This window comes from Emticicia agri, from assembly GCF_004168285.1.
GTDB lineage: Bacteria > Bacteroidota > Bacteroidia > Cytophagales > Spirosomataceae > Emticicia > Emticicia agri.
The window spans coordinates 203,862-221,396 of sequence record NZ_SEWF01000002.1 but is presented as its reverse complement, the minus strand read 5'-3'; the positions used below and the strand labels follow the sequence as shown (position 1 = coordinate 221,396).

Sequence of the window (17,535 nt, the reverse complement as noted above, 5' to 3'; positions counted from 1 at the left end):
AAAATCCTCCTTTAGGTAAGGTCCGCCGCGCGGTTAGAGGTTTTTCTGGGTATTGATAAAGACGTCCAGTTATTATCAAGAACCATTTTGCCTATGAATACAATCTGCCCGATATGATAAGGATAATGTGCTAACTGGCGGTTAATGGCTTCAATAACCGAATGCCCTTCGTTGCGGATATAAATTACTTTGCCCAAATCATCTGTTGTTAGAGTGTCTAATGCTTTAAATAGGCAATTCCAGCCTGCATTCCATTTAGCCAATAGTTCTTCTCTTGTAGTTATATCATTTTCAAACTCGGTATCTCTTTGTCGCCATGCTTTCTCTCCATCGCTTGTCAGGAAATCTGTCCAACGTGATAGCATATTACCGCATAGATGTTTTACAATCATGGCAATACTATTGCTTTCTTCATTATACTGCCAGAACAACTGCTCATCTGACACCTGAGCAAAAGTTTTTTCGCCCAATAGTTTATAATATTCAAACTGCTTGCGGGTGCTGTTGAGGTAATCTGTCATAAGATATAAGTTAATAATTAATGATTCAACAAGTAACCCCATTATCAAAATTGCCCTTATTCTCAATTCTTCTACTCATTTAATAGCTAAAGGCTATCATTTATGATAATAAGTCTATACCAATATTATTCAGGATTATCTTTAATCTAAAACAGCTGTAACCGAATAACCTTTTGCTTTCAATAAAACAATCAACCCATTCTCTCCTGCCAGATGACCGGCACCACGGCAATTACTTTAACCCATTCCCGGAAATCTTCCATAAGAGTGAATGTTGAAGCGTATCTTGAGAAAAACCTTTCAGCGTACACAGGCAATAAATAATAATCAGTAAGTATAACCTCATTTATAATAATTTATCAATTAAAAATACTCAGCAGTATTGTTCTATCTTTTCTGATAACCACCGTTTTGCAAGGTTTTAGAACAATAGTTCTATTAGTAACATCAGGAAGAAACTATCCTAGCACAACAAAATAATCAGCCCATAAAAATACACATTTCTCCCTTCTAAAAAATATTTAATTCGAAAGATGTAACGATAAATAAAAATCGAAGCCTTCTTTCAGAATTAACTTTTTTTAGGTATATATTTAAGGGTTAAATCATATCCCGACAATCATGAAAAAAATAATACTACTGTTGCTATTAGTTTTTGAAATCAACTTATTGCTGGCCCAGGAAAAAGTAGATAATCTATTTACGACTCCTGCGTTCACCAATGTTCAGACACTCAATAACGAAACAAAGCAATTCATTGACAATCTGGCAAGTGCACGACTGTTGGCAATTGACCAACCCAAATATAATCTTCTTTTAAATAAGAAAAATGCTTATACGATAAGCATTCCAACCCAAAACAGAGGCAATATAGAGGTAGAATTAACTCCTGCCACTATTACTTCACCTGCTTTTAAAGTCAGAACTCAGGATGGAGAAATACCTTTTAAGTTACCATCCTGCTACTGGGGAAGAGTATTGGGGGTTGATAAATCTTTTGTAGCCCTTACCATAACCGATACGGGTATTGAAGGAATTATTGATACAGAGAATTATCGGTTTACAATAGGAAAAATAAAAGATAATTCAACCAACTTACATATTATTTATGAAACCAATGATATACCTGTTAACCAACCATTTGAGACAGAAGAACCGATTGAGGTAGATACAAGTCTCCTGAATAAAATCAACAAAAAACTTACTAATGACTCATTGAATAAGCAAACAAATAATACAAGTTATGGATGTAGAATGATAGAAATCTACATGGAGGCTGATTATAGTACCTATCTGGATTTGGGGAGTAATACAAATAATGTAGTAAATTATGTCGCAGCGATTTTTAACAATGTAGCGAAGTTATATGTTAATGAAGGAATAAGTATTGTTTTATCCAACCTTAGCATCTGGACAACTACAGACAGATATGTAAATGCGGGAAATAGTTTACAAGCCTTATACATTTTTGATGGTTATAGTTTTACAGGCGATTTGGCTCATCTGTTAAGCACCAGAAGTCTTGGAGGTGGAGTAGCATATATCAGTAGTGGTTCTTCTGTCTATGGCAATATGACCACCCGGTCAGTTCTTCAATCATGCTCTCCGTATTATGCTTATGGGGTGAGCGGTAATCTCAATACTGCTGTTGTAAATATTCCGACATACTCTTGGAATGTAGGTGTAATTGCTCACGAATTAGGACATAATTTTGGTTTACCCCATACACACTCATGTACATGGCCGGGTGGAGCAATTGATAACTGTGGTCCTTCAGCAGGATACTATGAAGGTTCTTGTAGCCCCCCGGACATACCTTATAATACAGGTACTATTATGAGTTATTGTCATATCACTAATACTGGCATTAACTTTGCATATGGGTTCGGCACTAAACCCGGAGATAAACTGAGAGCCGAAGTAACAGCAGCTACCTGCCTCGGAACAACTGTTATTACTGCTCCTACAGTTACCTCAAAAAGCAGATGTGGCGCAGGTTCTTTAACTCTAAATGCTGCGAACTGTACCAACGGAACCCTTAACTGGTATGCTTCGTCGGTCAGTACTACCGTTTTAGGTACAGGTACGAGTTTTACTACCCCTAATCTTACTACAACAACCACCTATCACGTAGAATGTCTTGTTCTTGCTTGTTCATCAACCAGAACCCCCGTTACTGCCACCATTACTTCTACACCTGCGGTACCAACCACAACAGGCAACAGCCGATGCGGAACAGGAACAGTAACGCTTAATGCCGGAGGATGTTCAGGAGGGATCATCAATTGGTATGCAGCATCAGCCGGAGGAAACTCATTAGGTACAGGTACCAGTTTCATTACTCCCAGTATTTCTTCTTCTACTACCTATTATGTGAGTTGCACCGTTGGCTCATGTGTGTCAGCCAGCCGGTCAAGTGTAATAGTTACGGTTACATCTGCTCCTGCCGCTCCAACGGCAACGAATAAAAGCAGGTGTGGTTCGGGTACCGTTGCATTAAGTGCTTCGGGTTGTTCAGGAGGTACGATTAATTGGTATTCAGCCGCAAATGGGGGCAGTTTATTGGGCTCCGGAGCTAATTTTACTACTCCGAATATTTCGGCAAATACTACTTATTATGTTGGCTGTACTCTCGGGAACTGTCTTTCTAACAGATTAGCTGTAACTGCTACCATTATTCCTGCGCCTGCTGTTCCGGGTGCAACAGACAAAAGCAGATGTGGCGCAGGTACTGTTGCCTTAAGTGCTTCGGGTTGTTCAGGAGGTACGATTAATTGGTATTCAGCCGCATCAGGAGGGAGTTCTTTAGGGTCGGGGGCAAACTTTACTACCCCTAATCTCTCTGTTACAACCACTTATTACGTGAGTTGTACTATTGGCTCATGTGTGTCAGGCAGAGCACCGATAAAAGCCATAATCAGCACTAATCCGGCAGCCCCGGGTCTTACATCAGGAAAGAGATGCGGAACCGGCACAGTAACACTTATGGCAACAGGCTGTTCAGGAGGCACAATTAACTGGTATAATACCCTTTCCGGCGGTAGTTCTTTAGGTACAGGCAATAACTTTACTACCCCAGGTATCTCTACGACAACTACCTACTACGCAAGCTGTACAGTTGGCCTTTGCACATCAGGCAGAGCAAGTGTAGTGGCTACAATAAATACTCCTCCGGCTGCACCCGCTACTACAAGCAGAAGCAGATGCGGGGCAGGAACAGTAACTTTAAATGCTTCCGGTTGTACGGGAGGTACTATTAACTGGTATGCTGCTTCATCCGGCGGTAGCTCTTTAGGTACAGGCACAAGTTTTATAACACCGGGGCTTTCAAGCACAACTGCTTATTATTCAAGCTGTACGGTTGGCACGTGTACCTCAAGTAGAACCGTTGCCACAGCTACGCTTAATATTAATCTCAGTTTTGCTAATATTAATCAACAAGCAGGTACTTATGCAGTTTCTCAAACCATCACAAGCAAAGCTAATGTAAGTACACTTACTAATTACTTTGCAGGAAAATCAATTACACTTTCGCCAGGCTTTCAGGCAGGAGCAAGTGAAGTATTTATTGCCAGAATACAGGATTGCCAATAAGATTATCCGGTGCTTTCGTTTTTGATGAAAGTACCGGAGTTTAAACAACTTCAATTTATACAATTTTACAAATACTCAAAAACAATAAAAATACCCTCCAACGATACTCCTTTCTCTTTCTGTATAAACCCGTTTCTTTCATAAAATGCCACGCCTGCTTCATTTTTTTGCAGACATTTAAGCCTGACCGGAGATTGCAGGTTTTCAAGCATTACATTCAAAAGCATCGTTCCTATACCTTGACCATGATATTCGTTGCTCACATATAAATGGTGGATAAAATTATCTGGCTCATAGGCCGAAACAAAACCTACTGCGGTTTCATCTATACGGGCAACCAAGGTAAACTCTCCTGCTGTATCGGTATCAAAAGCAGATAACTCGTAATGACTAGTATCGAACCAGGTAAATGTTGCCTGACGGACTTTCAGATATAGTTCTCGTAAGGCGGGTAAATCATAGGGTTGCAGCGTTGTAATGTCTATTGATAAAGTGCTGTTCATTTAATTGTTAAGGTGTGACACCCAAATCTATTATGGTTTTTTGAATTGTCAAATACCTGATTTAAGGAATATTTAAAATTAAGGGCTGTCAGGCTCTTTCCAAACTATTTTACTTATCTTGCTTCATCTAACACGCAACAAATATGCACGAAGAAACACTCAAGGAAATGGCTCGCCAGCTAAGACAACCGCATGGCGAACACGCTGCTGAAGTAGGCGAAAGAATGAACAAAGGGAATCAGGAAATAAATCTGCTAACGATACAGACACTTGATGCCCAAGCCAATGACGTGATTCTTGAAATTGGTATGGGCAATGGATTCTTTGTAAAAGATATTCTTTCTTTAGCTCCTGCTATTCATTATATCGGTTGCGATTTCTCTGAACCAATGGTTGAAGCAGCCATTCTTCTCAATAAAGAATTTATCAACAATAGTCAGGCGAAATTCTTTGTGGCTTCTGCTGATGCTCTCCCTTTTGAGTCGCCTACCTTCAATAAGGTTTTTACAGTCAATACCATTTATTTCTGGGATAATCCGGCATCGGTACTTCATGAACTCAAAAGGGTATTGAAACCACAAGGCCAATTACTGATAGCCATCAGGCCTAAAGAAATCATGGAGCAATATGCGTTTACGCAATATGGTTTTACTATGTATACGAAAGAAGATTTAAGCCTTTTATTGGAAGAAAATGGTTTCAAGATAATTCAGGCAATAGAAGCACAAGAGCCTGACCAGGAAATTAATGGCGAAACTATTAAGGTAGGTTCATTGATTATTTGCGCTGAGAAAGCCTGAATTTCGATCCATTTTTAGCATAAACAGGTTTATCTGATAGTCAGTTTATCGTTTTCATTGACCTTTCTCAATCTTTCTTTTGTCTCAATATTAAACCTAAATTTGCTCTGCTGGTCTAACAGAAGCTATCTTCTTATTGAAGCTCATTTAAACCAAAGAAATTTATGAAACAGTTAGCCACTGCAACGCTATTAGGATTAATTATTACTATTTTCTCATGCCAGACTAATGACCCTACCCCTGCTACTAATGATTTTTCATCAGTTGATGCATTTATAGAAGAAAATGCTTCGGCATACGCCAATCAGGTAGTAGTATTAGTATCACAGAACGGGAAACTGATTTATAAAAAGGAACATAATCTGACTACGAAAGATGCTAAAGCTATTGCCTCTGCCTCCAAGTGGTTATCAGGTGGGGTAATTATGTCTTTGGTTGATGAAGGTAAATTATCTCTGAATGATACTGTCGGTAAATATTTGCCCCTATTTACAAAATACAAAAAAGGGAATATTACTATCAGACAATTATTCTCTCATACCTCCGGCTTCCCGGGTGATTCTCCTGAAGGCTACGAGTACAATACTTCTTTCACCTTAGCCCAAGCGGTTGACACTCTGGCTACTCATACAGCAACTATACACGCACCGGGTACTACTTTTAATTATGGTAGTATAGGTATGCACATTGCCGGAAGAATCGCCGAAATAGTTTCGGGCAAATCATGGCAGACGCTTTTTAATGACAAAATTGGTAATCCTTGTAACCTGACAGTCACTTATCTTTCACTCCGAAACCCTATTATTGCCGGAGGAGGTTTTACAACTGCCGAAGATTATCTGCATTTTTTAGAGATGATAGCTAACAAAGGCATGTATCAGTCGAAAAGAGTACTGAGCGAAAATGCCATTGCCGAAATGCTGAAAGACCAAACCAATAATGCTACCATTGAGGGTACGCCATATCCGGCTAATCCTTATTCTATTTACAAAAATACAGGTATCAGGTATGGTATGGGCAACTGGCTTGATGTAGTGGATTCTAATGGTACTGTCTGGGAAACAAGTAGCCCGGGCTTATTTGGCACCCATCCCTGGCAGGATAGTAAAAACAAAATAGCAGGTATTATTTTTACTAAAACTGACCCAAAAATAAGTAATATGGTTAGTCTGCAAATCAGAGAAAAAATCAGAAATATTGTGGAAGGAAAAACAAATTAAAACGCTTCGGTATTTTAGATAAACCCATGCAATCAGTGCTCATTACAGGCGGAACAGGAACATTAGGTCAAGCCATCAGCAAACAACTCCTTGAAAAAGGCTACTCAGTTCATATACTAAGTTCAAGAGAAAAGTCAGAAGTTGCCTTTTTTACCAGCATCATTGAAGGGGATTTAACCGACCCATCAAGTTTAAAAGCAGCCGTTGAAAGTGCTGACATAATCATTCACTGTGCCAGCGACCCAAGAAATGCACAGGCCGTAGATATAGAAGGCACTAAGAATCTTTTAGCACAAATTGACAAAAAGCATTGCAAAAACTTTATCTATGTATCTATTGCGGGAGTAGATAAAATCGATTATCCTTACTACCAAACCAAATATGCAGTCGAAAAACTGATTGAGGCATCAGGTTTACCCTACTCTATTCTAAGAGCCACCCAATTTCACGATTTGGTATTGTATAGACTTATTCAGGTTTTTGATAAAGGAGTTGGATTACCTATACAAATTCCTGCCAATATGCGGTTTCAGTCTATTGATAAAACAGACGCTGCTTTTGCAATAGTTGCCTTAGTAGTCAGTCAGCCAACTAATGCCCTTACTACCATCGGCGGGCCGGAGGTATTAACTTTAGAAGCCATGATACAAGCTTATTTTGCTCAATCAGGCAGACATGAAACAATAGAATATATTGCTCCCGCTATGGCTTTTCATCAAGTATTCACAACAGGTATCAATTTGTGTCCTGATAATGCAATAGATGGGATAAGATGGAAGGAGTATCTGAGAGGCCTTTTTGTATAACGATTTTTCAAATCGTCGCTCAAGCTATTCCGTACAGACGGTTTGAAAAATCGTCATACATCAAAACAAAAGCGGACTATGAGTTAATCATAATCCGCTTTGTCATTTGAAGCTAAAAAATCATTAGTTCGGATAGCCCGGATTCTGTGGTTTCAGATTCGGGTTATTCAACATTTCTTGTCTGCCAAGTGGCATTAATAAATGTTTATTTGCTAATGCTTGTTTCGAGCTTGGGTTTACGTGTCCTACAAAGTTATCAAAACCATTAGTTGCTTCGTTATATACTTTTCTCAGACGTACCATGTCGAACCAGGTGATTCCCTCATAGCACAGTTCATGCCAACGCTCTCTCCATACAGCCTCTCTGAAAGACTCTTTAGAAAAAGTACCTAAATCAGCTGTAGTTAATTTTGCTCTGTCTCTGATTCTCTTGAAGGCATCATAAGCCGATTGGCTTGGGCCACCTACTTCGTTTTGCGCTTCTGCATAAATCAACAATACTTCTGCATAACGAATCAACGGTACATTCAGGTTATTGTTACGAGTACCTGCTACACCAGCAGTTCCGTTAGCAGTCATATTGAAGTGCTTGAAGATATAAGGAGCTCCTAACTCAAACGGAGCACCATTACCATTGGTGTAATAAGAGGTATAAAAATATCCCTCCTGGTTTTTAGCACGCAGATCTCCCGGTTCATAAGAGTTGTAGAACTGGGTTGTAGGTACAGTACTACCAGTACCAGATGGGCCATTGTAAGTAACAGGCTTAAAGTTAGGATACATATTATCCATAGGGTTACCCGCTACTACTGTGTTGTACTGCACCATAAAGATATGCTCTACCGTATTTTTTAAACTTTCCTTATGTACATCGTAGTAAGTAGGGAAAAGATTGATACTTGCAGGATTGGCATTAGCATAAGTAATTACCTCATTAGCCTTATCTGCTGCCAGTTTATAATGAGCAGCTCCTTTGTTAAGTGGGAATCCGGCCATTGTTAAATACACCTTTGCCAACAAAGATTTTACAGCGGCAGTAGAAACACGTCCGTTTGAGTTCATCCAAGCTAACCCTGCACCTTCAGCGGCAGTCAAATCGTCAACAATCAGTTTATAGATTTCTTCTTGTGGCGCACGTCCAGGAAAAAAGTCTTCTGAAGAAGCTGTCTGAGGCTTAGTAACCAGTGGCGCATCGCCCCACAATCTTACAATGTTGAAATAAGCCCATGCACGAAGAAACTTCGCTTCACCTAAGATTTTGTTTTTCTGAGCAGCGTCCATTGGCGTAATCGGTGGTACTTTCTCTAATACCTGATTTGCTTGTGCAACTACTTTATACAAGCCATTCCAATAGTTAATTACGTGTTGCGTATTACCATCATATACCAGACCATAAAGGTTGTTAAGGTCTGAATTCTGCGCTGTTTCGGTAGTAGAAGTACCTGTGGGTGCTTCTAACAATTGCCAGGTCGATGAGAAAATACCTGCACCGTCAAAAATTATACGCATGTCAGCATAAGTTGCGGCAATAGCTGCTTCTGCATGGTCAGGTATGGTATAAAAACTGGTTGGTGTTAAGTTAGAAGGCGCATTCTCCTTCAGGAAGTCAGAGCAGCCAACGGCGCTGAAAAGCATTGCTCCGCTGACAAATATTTTGCTAAAGTTTTTTAATATATTCAATTTCATATTCAAAAATTCTTTAAATTAATTAAAATGTAAGCTGTAAACCTGCCATATAAACAGTTGGTTTAGGATAATTATGCCACATCATCCCTTGTGAGAATGCGCTGCTACCATCACCCTGGTTGGTTGGTGTTACCTCTGGATCCTGAATAATCTTATCAGTTAATAATAAGAAGAAGTTCTGTGCCGAAGCATACACTCTTAAACGGCTTAGTTTTAATTTGTTAATTACAGTACTTGGGAAATTATAACCCAACAACAAGTTTTTACCACGTAAGAACGAACCATCTTTAATCCACCAGCTATCTACGTTGGTTACGTATCCTGCTCTTGTATCGCGTATCTGAGCAATCATTGAATTCTGGTTCTGAGGTGTCCATGCAGTCAATACAGAAGAATAACTGTTGGCTAATGCCTGACGATCTTCGCTGGCATGAAGGTTCATCATCATTACATCGTTACCATAAGAATATTGTAACTCCAATGTCAAGTCGAAGTTTTGATAACGGAAGGTGTTAGTAAAGGCTCCCCAGGCTAATGGACTACCATTACCAATAATCGAACGGTCGGCATCAGTAATCGCTTTGTCACCATTTACATCAAGGTATTTAATATCACCCGGTAAAATAGTCAAACCATTTCTGTAGCTGGTAAATTTCGCTGCTTCTTCTCTTTCTGCTTCGCTCCATACACCTAAACGTGTCAAGCCCCAGAATGAACCAACTGGTTGACCTATACGGATGATATTGGTCTGGTTAGTAAAGTTAGGACCACCTACTCCGAATATATCAGACGGCGTTGCCAACGAAAGTACTTTGTTACGGTTGAATGAGATATTGAAGTTACTTGTCCACTGGAATCCACCTCTTTCAATGTTCACTGTATTCAAGGCAAACTCAACACCTTTATTCTGCATTGAACCTACGTTCTTTCTGATAGTAGCATAACCACTTGTACGAGGTACAGGGGCATCTAACAACATATCAGTAGTTTTTCTATAGTAGTAATCTGCTTCGATTGAGATTCTGCCTTTGAATAAACCTAACTCGATACCTACGTCAGTTTGTGCAGTTTTTTCCCATTTCAAATCAGGGTTAGCCAAACGGCTGATACCTGTACCCGATACTCTTGTATCACCTATGACAGCAGCATAGGTAGAGCTTAATAATGACAATGACGAGTAAGGAGGAATTTCAGAGTTACCTGTTAATCCATAACTTGCACGAAGTTTTAAGTTAGAGATAATCGGGTTTGTTTTTAAGAACTCCTCATCTGAAACTTTCCATGCTACTGCAGCAGACGGGAAGAACGCAAATTTATGGTTTTCACCAAATTTGGAAGAACCATCAGCACGACCTGTTACCGTAAACAAATATTTGTTCATCAAAGTATAGTTGATACGACCGAAATACGAATTGAAAGCATTTCTTGAGGCATCAGACTCAACCTGAGGGTTCGTACTACCTGCGCCTAAGTTATTAAAGCCAAAATAGTCGGTTGAGAAACCACGTACAATTGAAGCAATTCTGAAGAAATCAGTTTGTTGCCATGAAATCCCTGCTAAAGCTGTCAAAGAGTGATTTTCGTTGATTTGCTTGTTATAAGTCAGGTAGTTTTCCAATGACCAGAAACTTTCTTTTCTGTTACGGGCAGATGCTGTACCCTGTGCACCGATTTCCAATGTTCTGGTACTTGACTCATTTTGTTCCTGAGTCATTACGTTAATACCAAATACAGTACGCATTTCTAAACCTTTTGCCAAGGTAATGTTTGAGTATAAGCTACCTGTAGTAGTTTGTGTATTCAGGATATATTTACGACCCATCAAGCGGTGCACCGAACTCATGGTACCTTCAGCAAACGGATAATCCCTGTTGTTGGCATAAGTACCATCTTCATATTTCACAGGCAAGAAAGGGAAATCTTCCACAATTTGTCTGGCAACTGCATCATTAATGTCAGCCAATCTTTCAGTCTGGTTGTTGTAAGCTAAAGTACCTCCGATTTTCAACCACGGTTTAATTTGGTCGTCAACAGTAAAACGAGCTGAATAACGTTTCAGATATGTAGTTTTAACCAACCCCTGGTCATCACGGTAGCCTAAAGAAAGGGCATATTGTGCACGGTCATTACCTCCCGTAAAACCTAACTGGTGATTTTGTGAAAGTTTGTTTTGAGTAGCTTCTTTCAACCAGTCAGTATCATATTTCGGATTACCATTGGCGTCAAAAATTCTTGGGTCAGTACGACGTAATTTAGGGTTCAGATACGCCCATTTACCAGCTGCCCAACCAACAGGGTCAAATTTTGCCATATTAGCCCATGCAAGATCTTCGGTTGCTAAATATTCTTTCGCATTCAAAACTTCCGGTCTGTTTGGCCCGATGGTATTTACGCTCAAGTCTGTGCTATAAGATACCTGGCTCTGGCCTGCTTTTCCTTTTTTGGTTGTAATCAAAATTACACCATTGGCACCTCTGGCTCCATAAATAGCTGTAGATGACGCATCTTTCAGTACCTCTACTCCTACGATATCATCAGGACTGATATAGTCAATAGCAGAGGTGAACTGCGCCTGGTTTCCTTGCGGAAGCATTACACCATCAACCACATATAATGGATTGTTAGATGAGTTGATTGAGCTAAAACCACGAATACGGATATTTGCTCTACCACCTGGACGACCAGAGTTGGTATTTACCTGTACCCCGGCCATTCTACCAGATAAAGCCTGGTTTAAAGAGGTAGAAGGACGCTCTTTCAACTGTGCTTCTCTTACTGAACCTACTGCACCTGTTAAGTCAGATTTTTTCAACGTACCATAACCAATTACGATAGTTTCATTCAAAGTCGTTGAAGAAGCAGTTAATGCCACATTGATTTCTGACTGGTTCCCAACTGCTACTTCTTTTGTTTCATAGCCAATATACGAAAATACAAGTGTAGCTCCATTCACTACACCAACAGAAAACATACCCTCACCATCTGTAATCACACCTTTAGTTGTTCCTTTTACTCCGATAGTAACTCCCGGCATTCCCGACCCATCAGTAGCATCTGTTACCTTGCCTTTGATTTGTCGTTCTTGTGCGTAGATTATACTCAAACTCATAAACAGCATGAGCATGCTCAATAGGTACTTTTTTCCCATAATAGAATTGTTTTTTAGTTTTAATAAATACGAATTTGAATTAAGGAGATATAGACACAGAAGTAATGCCTCTATGCACTTGTAGCGCTTGTAGTTAGTGTGGACACGCAAAAACATCAGGTTAAAGGTTAGGTTGCTGGTTATAAAATCAGGTGATCAGTAAAATGTCCGTAAAGCAACATAAAACATCAGCAAAATGCAATATCAATTATAAAAAAATTTTTTAATGTTAAGTTTTTTATTAAAATTATTAAAAAACTATGATTAAACGGGTATTTTTATAAAGATGGGTTAGCGCTTAACTACATGACGTGAGATTAAGAAAAAGTGCTTGCTGCATAGCAACAAGCTTTTTTTATTAACCTAATTTTATTCATAGAATAAAAGTCTTTCAGAAAGATATTTTGCCAAAATCACAAGTTTTTGATTTAAAAAAGACTTGTTTCATCCTTAAATATCTTGTAAATATTTTTACGAAAAATTTCACTATTTGCAATCCCCAAAAGTATATACAAAAATTAAAGTATGTAATCAATATTATACCGTCAGCCCTGTTTTGTCGATAATTCAGGTAAAACTTCAGGATAGATACGCACAAAAAAGCCGCTTAACTACTTGTTAAGCGGCACAAATAAATATTTCTTGCCCTGTATTATTGCCCGCACCCACCAATATATGCTCTGAAGGTACTCCCGTTCTGGGCTTCAAAGCCTGCCTGTAGGGTAATAGAATTACCTGCATTCATAGTTACAACCGAGGCAGCTAAAACCTTGGTGGCCGTATTGTTTTGGGTTAATATAACAGTAGCAGCATCATATTTACCAGGCTGTATATTGCCTGCTAAAGTCCGGTTGTTGGGGCAGGGCACTCCGGTTTCATCAACTAATATATTATCTAAAAATAACCGGTTCCCGTTGCCCCCCACATCTTCAAAAACAATCTGAACCGCCCGCCCTGCAAAGGCAGATAAATTGATTGTCTCCTTTCGCCATTGATTACAAGCCGTGGGTGTAAACAATGAGGTCTGGTCAGGAGCCGTCGCCAGGTCGCTGCCTGCCTTGTCATAAACCAGTTGTTGTGTGCCGTCGCAGGCAACCACCCATACCCGCAAACGGTCAGATTTAGAAGCATCGTAGCGGGCATAGGCTACATCAAAAGTAAGCGTGGCTACATCCATATTGGTCATGTCAATAATCCGTCTCAATCGGTCTATTCGTCCGGTATTATCAATAGCACGGTTATTAATCATAGCCGCATTGGCATGACAGGTGGTACTGAGGGTAGTCCACGCTACAGCATCATTGTTCAGGTTCTCGTTCATCCAGTTAGCTAAATTCGACACAAACTTCTCGTTTACTGCCTCGGCTATCTGTTTGGCAGGGTCATTCGGAAAAGCGTCATAAATATCTTTTACCCCATCATTATCTGTATCTATCAGTTTAATATGATTCAATAAGGTACTCAGTGCCTGTGGTGCGTTGGCTGGTGAGACATTCCCGGCCTGATTCAGGGTACTTTCACCGTGGCATGAGGTACAGGTGCGTACTTCTCCCGGTCTGGCACTCAGCCATAAACGTTCCCGCACAATGCCCTTGTTGTTCTGGTCTGTCAGCTGCCAGCTAATGGCACGTTTGGCAGGCACTACCATAGCTGCCGAGCCATCAGCATGGATATTGGTACTGCCTTGCGCCCCTGTAGTAGGCGGATTATACAACATGGCTGTAGGATCGTGCATAAACTGAGCAATGCCTCGCCTGCCGGGTCTTGGATTATTGATTCCGCCAATCCCCCGAATCTGGTCTGCCTGTAAAAACTGCAAATGTTTTACTTCATAGACTGGCGAAGGCATAGCAGGATTAACAGTCTGGTGTGCAAAGCCTGATACTTTAAGATTAAAGGGTTGCTGGTGGTCTTCATCATCACGGCTGGTTACATCACGTATAGCCAAAACAGCCAGGTTATTGCGGCGAAGGAATTTGCGGAAATCATGCAGATTTACCCCGGCGGCAGTAAAAAGTGCCTGTTCTGATGGGGCTACATGCTCAGGACTAATAGTTGGATTTACAGGGCGAGGTCTTGCCCTTACTTCAACCGGATAGGTTTCCCATAAAACACCATTAAAAGAAATCATTTCGTCAGGGCTCCACCATGTTACACTTTTAGTAATTCCTGCGCCTGTGAGTGCACTGGCATTAGCAATAAAATAGCCACTTGCCGTAGAATCTAATAGTCTTATACGATAATCATAGCGGCTGATAGGTACCGTTGCTGTTCCTATATTTGAGTCATGCTTTGGCGAATGAGAGTGAGAGGCTATTAATTTCCCATCAGAAAGTGGAATGGGGTTACGATACATTCCCGAATGATTAGGTGATGGAGGGTCATTATCATCGGCAAATCTTGTAGCCGGATGTGTAACATACTGAAAGGTAATCTGTTCAGGGTGCCTACCCGGAGGCGAATTCACTTTTACTACCATACCCGACCCATGTGTACCAAACTCTGGTGATTCAATGCCATAATATAACCCGGGAGTAATGGGTGATTCCTGAATATGAAACATACTCCTGATGGGTGTAGGACTAATGGGTGTATAAAAATCTGTCAGATTGGGGTCGTTTGTAAAATTCTGGGTCATATAATTCCCCATCTCGTGCCTGCCCAGGTGGTTGAGCATCTCTAATTCGCTACCATCTTCATTCATCATCCACGGATTAAATATATTAAAATTCTGTGGATTGGTATTGGCCCATTGAGGTAGCGCCAATAAATCATCACGGCCGGGTCGAGGCTCAGGAAAAACTTCTATATCCGTCGAATTAGCATACTTGGTAGCCTCGGCGGTTTCGTCTGAATAATTAAAAGTCCCATACACCGGAGCTTCTGTTGCATCGGCATCAGCCTGCTGGTCTCGTTGCAGGTGATCCCATCGGGTAAAAACCACACGCCCGGCACGGTCAATCATAGGGGTAAAATCACCTGAGGGTGAATGGGTAAGCATTTCAAGCCCATCGGCCATTGAGCAAGCCTTAGGGTCAAGCCGCCAGATACCCGTTACTATGGCTGAAGACTCATATTCATCATGCTGCGGATATAAATGAGCCGCACCATTGCGTGGCCTGTCTGATGTAAAAAGAATACGGTCGTCGGTTCCATAAATTGGCTGAACATTATTATAATTAGTCGGTTGGTTGGGTAATTTTGTAATAACAGGCGTTTCATTTTGCCCCAAGCCCTTAATCTCATAAAGCTGCCAGTAATAGGTATTTACCTGATAACGGGCAGTAGCAGAGCCAATTACCATACTGAATAGCGCTTTTGTACCATCCCAATGCACAGATGGGTCTCTTACCGCAATTGAAGTAGCACCCTGAAAACCCGTTTGCCCATATCCTGCTGCCTGAGTCAGGTTTTTCAAGGTTCCATTAGGGTATCTGATATAAAGGTCGCCCCCTCTTGGAGCCGATGAAGTACGGCCGTGATGATTACCGAAGGTTTCTAAAGAGGTGGCAAACCCGTCAGGTTCCGGAATCTGTGTACAGAAAATGATCGGATTAGGCAGTGTTTGTGCCTTAATTGGTAAAGTGTAAATAAATAACAGGCTAATAATAAAAAATCTTTTCATGACTTGTTTTATTGGAGGCTTAGGAAAAAATCAATATCAAAGTTTAATGTTTTGTATGACAATGTTTTAAAAACAGCGGTTAATTATATGAATTTTTTACTAAGCGGTGATTTTAAAGGAATGAGGTCAGTTTTGGGCGGAATCGTAAGGAATGTGGTGTGTAATAAGGTAGAAATAGCTTCACCAGCGCTATGCCTCCTATGGCGTATTACGTATTTCTCCGATAAGAATACGCAAGCATAAAGTACTGCTCTGATGAAGTTTTTCATGGCCTGAATTTTCATCAAAGAAACAAGACAGAATTATAAAAATCAATCACGGCAAACCGTGATTTTTTAGGCAGAAAAAAGTGAGTTATCAGAAGCTATATTTAAATGACTGATTATATAGGGCAGGCTCCAATCACGCTTAACTGTAAAGTACATTTGAAGAATTGTACTGGCGAAAATAAAACTTTTATTTTCTACGAATTATCTCCTCAATCATTTTCTCATAAAGTCTGACAAAACCTTGACAAACTATGGGTTGATTTTAAGTGCAAGAAATAATTCCTTATCTTTGAGCAAAGATTTATTACTTAAATGCCTGAACTATGAGTACACTATTGATAAGGTTAATGCCCATAAATTTGGTTTGTACGCTACTCATTTTTACTGCTTTTTCGGGCATTATTCAATCTCATTCCTTAGTATTAGGGCAAACTTTCCAGCAACAAAAAACCATATCAAAAAATACACGCTCTCATACTATTTTAACCAATAGCAGCTCAGACACCACCTTCGTGCTTAAAATAGAAAATGATAAGCGAGTAGTTGATGGTGCCCTGAAAACCAAACTAACCCGTGAGGTAAAAGCGGCTATTGCCAAATATCAGCTAAAGAAGCCCTATAAAATTGCTATGGGCTTTACCAAAGGCGCAAGAGATGTAGAAACTTTTCTTTTCGGAGAACAGATTTTTTATACGCTGGCTGAAAGCGGTTTTTCTATTACAGGTACCCCTCTTGATATGCCCGAGGAAGCACCTAATGCCATACCACAGATAAAGGTAATAAACAATACTATCTACGTTGTCCTTTCTAAGATGTAAAATAAGCAATTATAACTTCAACTTTACGCTTACTCCTTGTCTTAGCGTATTATGAACTTCAGCTACCTTATCTACCTGATTGATTAGTTCAGCTATTTCTGCCGATGAGTGTTTGTCTGCCTCAATGCTCACTTCATAGATAATATGCGATGCTGGCTCTCCCTCTTTACCAAATTCACCCGATACACTTACTTCTACGTTTTCAATATCCATTTGTCGGCGGGCGGCTTCACGGTAAATATCATTACAAAAGCAGGTGGCTAAAGCTAAAAAAAGCAATTCGCCACCATTTACCGCCGAACCACGCCCTGCTGATTTGACTGGAATACTGATACTTTGCTGATTGCCATTTGTTTCTACAGTAATGGTGTTTTCTTGTGAAGTATTTCTGATGGTGGCTGAAATAGTCATAGAGGTTTTCGAAACTTAGTAAGGAAATAGACTGATAGTAAAACTAATAAATCCTGAGTACTTTGCAAAAACTGCCTGAACTTATAATTTCTTGATTTTATCAGGGCTTAATCGAATAAAGTTAAATTTGCGTC

At 40.1% G+C, this 17,535-nt stretch carries 12 protein-coding genes; 6 read left to right on the top strand and 6 right to left on the bottom strand.

The window, feature by feature from the left end:
• Positions 1-11: 11 nt before the first annotated feature.
• On the bottom strand, positions 12-521 hold the full coding sequence (locus EWM59_RS02015; RefSeq protein ID WP_130019271.1) for a DUF1572 domain-containing protein: 510 nt from the start codon (positions 519-521) through the stop codon (positions 12-14).
• A gap of 621 nt (positions 522-1,142) precedes the next feature.
• Between EWM59_RS02015 and EWM59_RS02010 the strand changes: the two genes are divergently transcribed.
• Entirely contained in the window at positions 1,143-4,115 is a 2,973-nt protein-coding gene (locus EWM59_RS02010) for an Ig-like domain-containing protein (RefSeq protein WP_130019270.1), read from the top strand.
• 65 nt (positions 4,116-4,180) lie between these two features.
• On the opposite strand, the gene EWM59_RS02005 is transcribed toward EWM59_RS02010, so the two are convergent.
• Positions 4,181-4,618: a GNAT family N-acetyltransferase gene (locus EWM59_RS02005; protein WP_130019269.1), complete on the bottom strand. Its 438-nt coding sequence runs from the start codon at positions 4,616-4,618 to the stop codon at positions 4,181-4,183.
• 143 nt (positions 4,619-4,761) lie between these two features.
• Here EWM59_RS02005 and EWM59_RS02000 point away from each other — a divergent pair, with 143 nt between their 5' ends.
• The 3 genes from EWM59_RS02000 to EWM59_RS01990 all read left to right on the top strand — a co-directional run bounded on the left by EWM59_RS02000 (position 4,762) and on the right by EWM59_RS01990 (position 7,444).
• Entirely contained in the window at positions 4,762-5,418 is a 657-nt protein-coding gene (locus EWM59_RS02000; RefSeq protein WP_130019268.1) for a class I SAM-dependent methyltransferase, read from the top strand.
• 164 nt (positions 5,419-5,582) lie between these two features.
• Entirely contained in the window at positions 5,583-6,638 is a 1,056-nt protein-coding gene (locus EWM59_RS01995; protein ID WP_130019267.1) for a serine hydrolase domain-containing protein, read from the top strand.
• 26 nt (positions 6,639-6,664) lie between these two features.
• Positions 6,665-7,444 carry an SDR family oxidoreductase gene (locus tag EWM59_RS01990; RefSeq protein ID WP_130019266.1) on the top strand — a complete coding sequence of 260 codons (780 nt, stop codon included), beginning with the start codon at positions 6,665-6,667 and terminating at the stop codon, positions 7,442-7,444.
• 123 nt (positions 7,445-7,567) lie between these two features.
• On the opposite strand, the gene EWM59_RS01985 is transcribed toward EWM59_RS01990, so the two are convergent.
• The 3 genes from EWM59_RS01985 to EWM59_RS01975 form a co-directional block, all read right to left on the bottom strand.
• Complete coding sequence (locus EWM59_RS01985) at positions 7,568-9,130, bottom strand: RagB/SusD family nutrient uptake outer membrane protein (RefSeq protein WP_130019265.1); 1,563 nt, start codon at positions 9,128-9,130, stop codon at positions 7,568-7,570.
• 22 nt (positions 9,131-9,152) lie between these two features.
• Positions 9,153-12,254, bottom strand: a complete 3,102-nt coding sequence (locus EWM59_RS01980) for a SusC/RagA family TonB-linked outer membrane protein (protein WP_229239261.1) — start codon at positions 12,252-12,254, stop codon at positions 9,153-9,155.
• A 676-nt stretch (positions 12,255-12,930) separates the two neighbouring features.
• Positions 12,931-15,903, bottom strand: a complete 2,973-nt coding sequence (locus EWM59_RS01975; RefSeq protein WP_130019263.1) for a 3-coathanger stack domain-containing protein — start codon at positions 15,901-15,903, stop codon at positions 12,931-12,933.
• 87 nt (positions 15,904-15,990) lie between these two features.
• Here EWM59_RS01975 and EWM59_RS27525 point away from each other — a divergent pair, with 87 nt between their 5' ends.
• Complete coding sequence (locus EWM59_RS27525; protein WP_165372085.1) at positions 15,991-16,146, top strand: hypothetical protein; 156 nt, start codon at positions 15,991-15,993, stop codon at positions 16,144-16,146.
• Between the two features lie 349 nt (positions 16,147-16,495).
• Positions 16,496-16,990 carry a hypothetical protein gene (locus EWM59_RS01970; protein WP_130019262.1) on the top strand — a complete coding sequence of 165 codons (495 nt, stop codon included), beginning with the start codon at positions 16,496-16,498 and terminating at the stop codon, positions 16,988-16,990.
• Between the two features lie 9 nt (positions 16,991-16,999).
• Here EWM59_RS01970 and EWM59_RS01965 read toward each other — a convergent pair whose 3' ends face one another.
• The gene (locus EWM59_RS01965) at positions 17,000-17,401 is read right to left on the bottom strand and encodes an OsmC family protein (protein WP_130019261.1); all 402 of its coding nucleotides are present in this window, start codon (positions 17,399-17,401) and stop codon (positions 17,000-17,002) included.
• Positions 17,402-17,535: the final 134 nt, after the last annotated feature.

Excerpts from the sequence above, each read along its gene's own strand:
- EWM59_RS02015 (WP_130019271.1), bottom strand. The coding sequence starts at position 521 with ATGACAGATTACCTCAACAGCACCCGCAAGCAGTTTGAATATTATAAA.
- EWM59_RS02010 (WP_130019270.1), top strand. The coding sequence starts at position 1,143 with ATGAAAAAAATAATACTACTGTTGCTATTAGTTTTTGAAATCAACTTA.
- EWM59_RS02005 (WP_130019269.1), bottom strand. The coding sequence starts at position 4,618 with ATGAACAGCACTTTATCAATAGACATTACAACGCTGCAACCCTATGAT.
- EWM59_RS02000 (WP_130019268.1), top strand. The coding sequence starts at position 4,762 with ATGCACGAAGAAACACTCAAGGAAATGGCTCGCCAGCTAAGACAACCG.
- EWM59_RS01995 (WP_130019267.1), top strand. The coding sequence starts at position 5,583 with ATGAAACAGTTAGCCACTGCAACGCTATTAGGATTAATTATTACTATT.
- EWM59_RS01990 (WP_130019266.1), top strand. The coding sequence starts at position 6,665 with ATGCAATCAGTGCTCATTACAGGCGGAACAGGAACATTAGGTCAAGCC.
- EWM59_RS01985 (WP_130019265.1), bottom strand. The coding sequence starts at position 9,130 with ATGAAATTGAATATATTAAAAAACTTTAGCAAAATATTTGTCAGCGGA.
- EWM59_RS01980 (WP_229239261.1), bottom strand. The coding sequence starts at position 12,254 with ATGCTCATGCTGTTTATGAGTTTGAGTATAATCTACGCACAAGAACGA.
- EWM59_RS01975 (WP_130019263.1), bottom strand. The coding sequence starts at position 15,903 with ATGAAAAGATTTTTTATTATTAGCCTGTTATTTATTTACACTTTACCA.
- EWM59_RS27525 (WP_165372085.1), top strand. The coding sequence starts at position 15,991 with ATGAATTTTTTACTAAGCGGTGATTTTAAAGGAATGAGGTCAGTTTTG.
- EWM59_RS01970 (WP_130019262.1), top strand. The coding sequence starts at position 16,496 with ATGAGTACACTATTGATAAGGTTAATGCCCATAAATTTGGTTTGTACG.
- EWM59_RS01965 (WP_130019261.1), bottom strand. The coding sequence starts at position 17,401 with ATGACTATTTCAGCCACCATCAGAAATACTTCACAAGAAAACACCATT.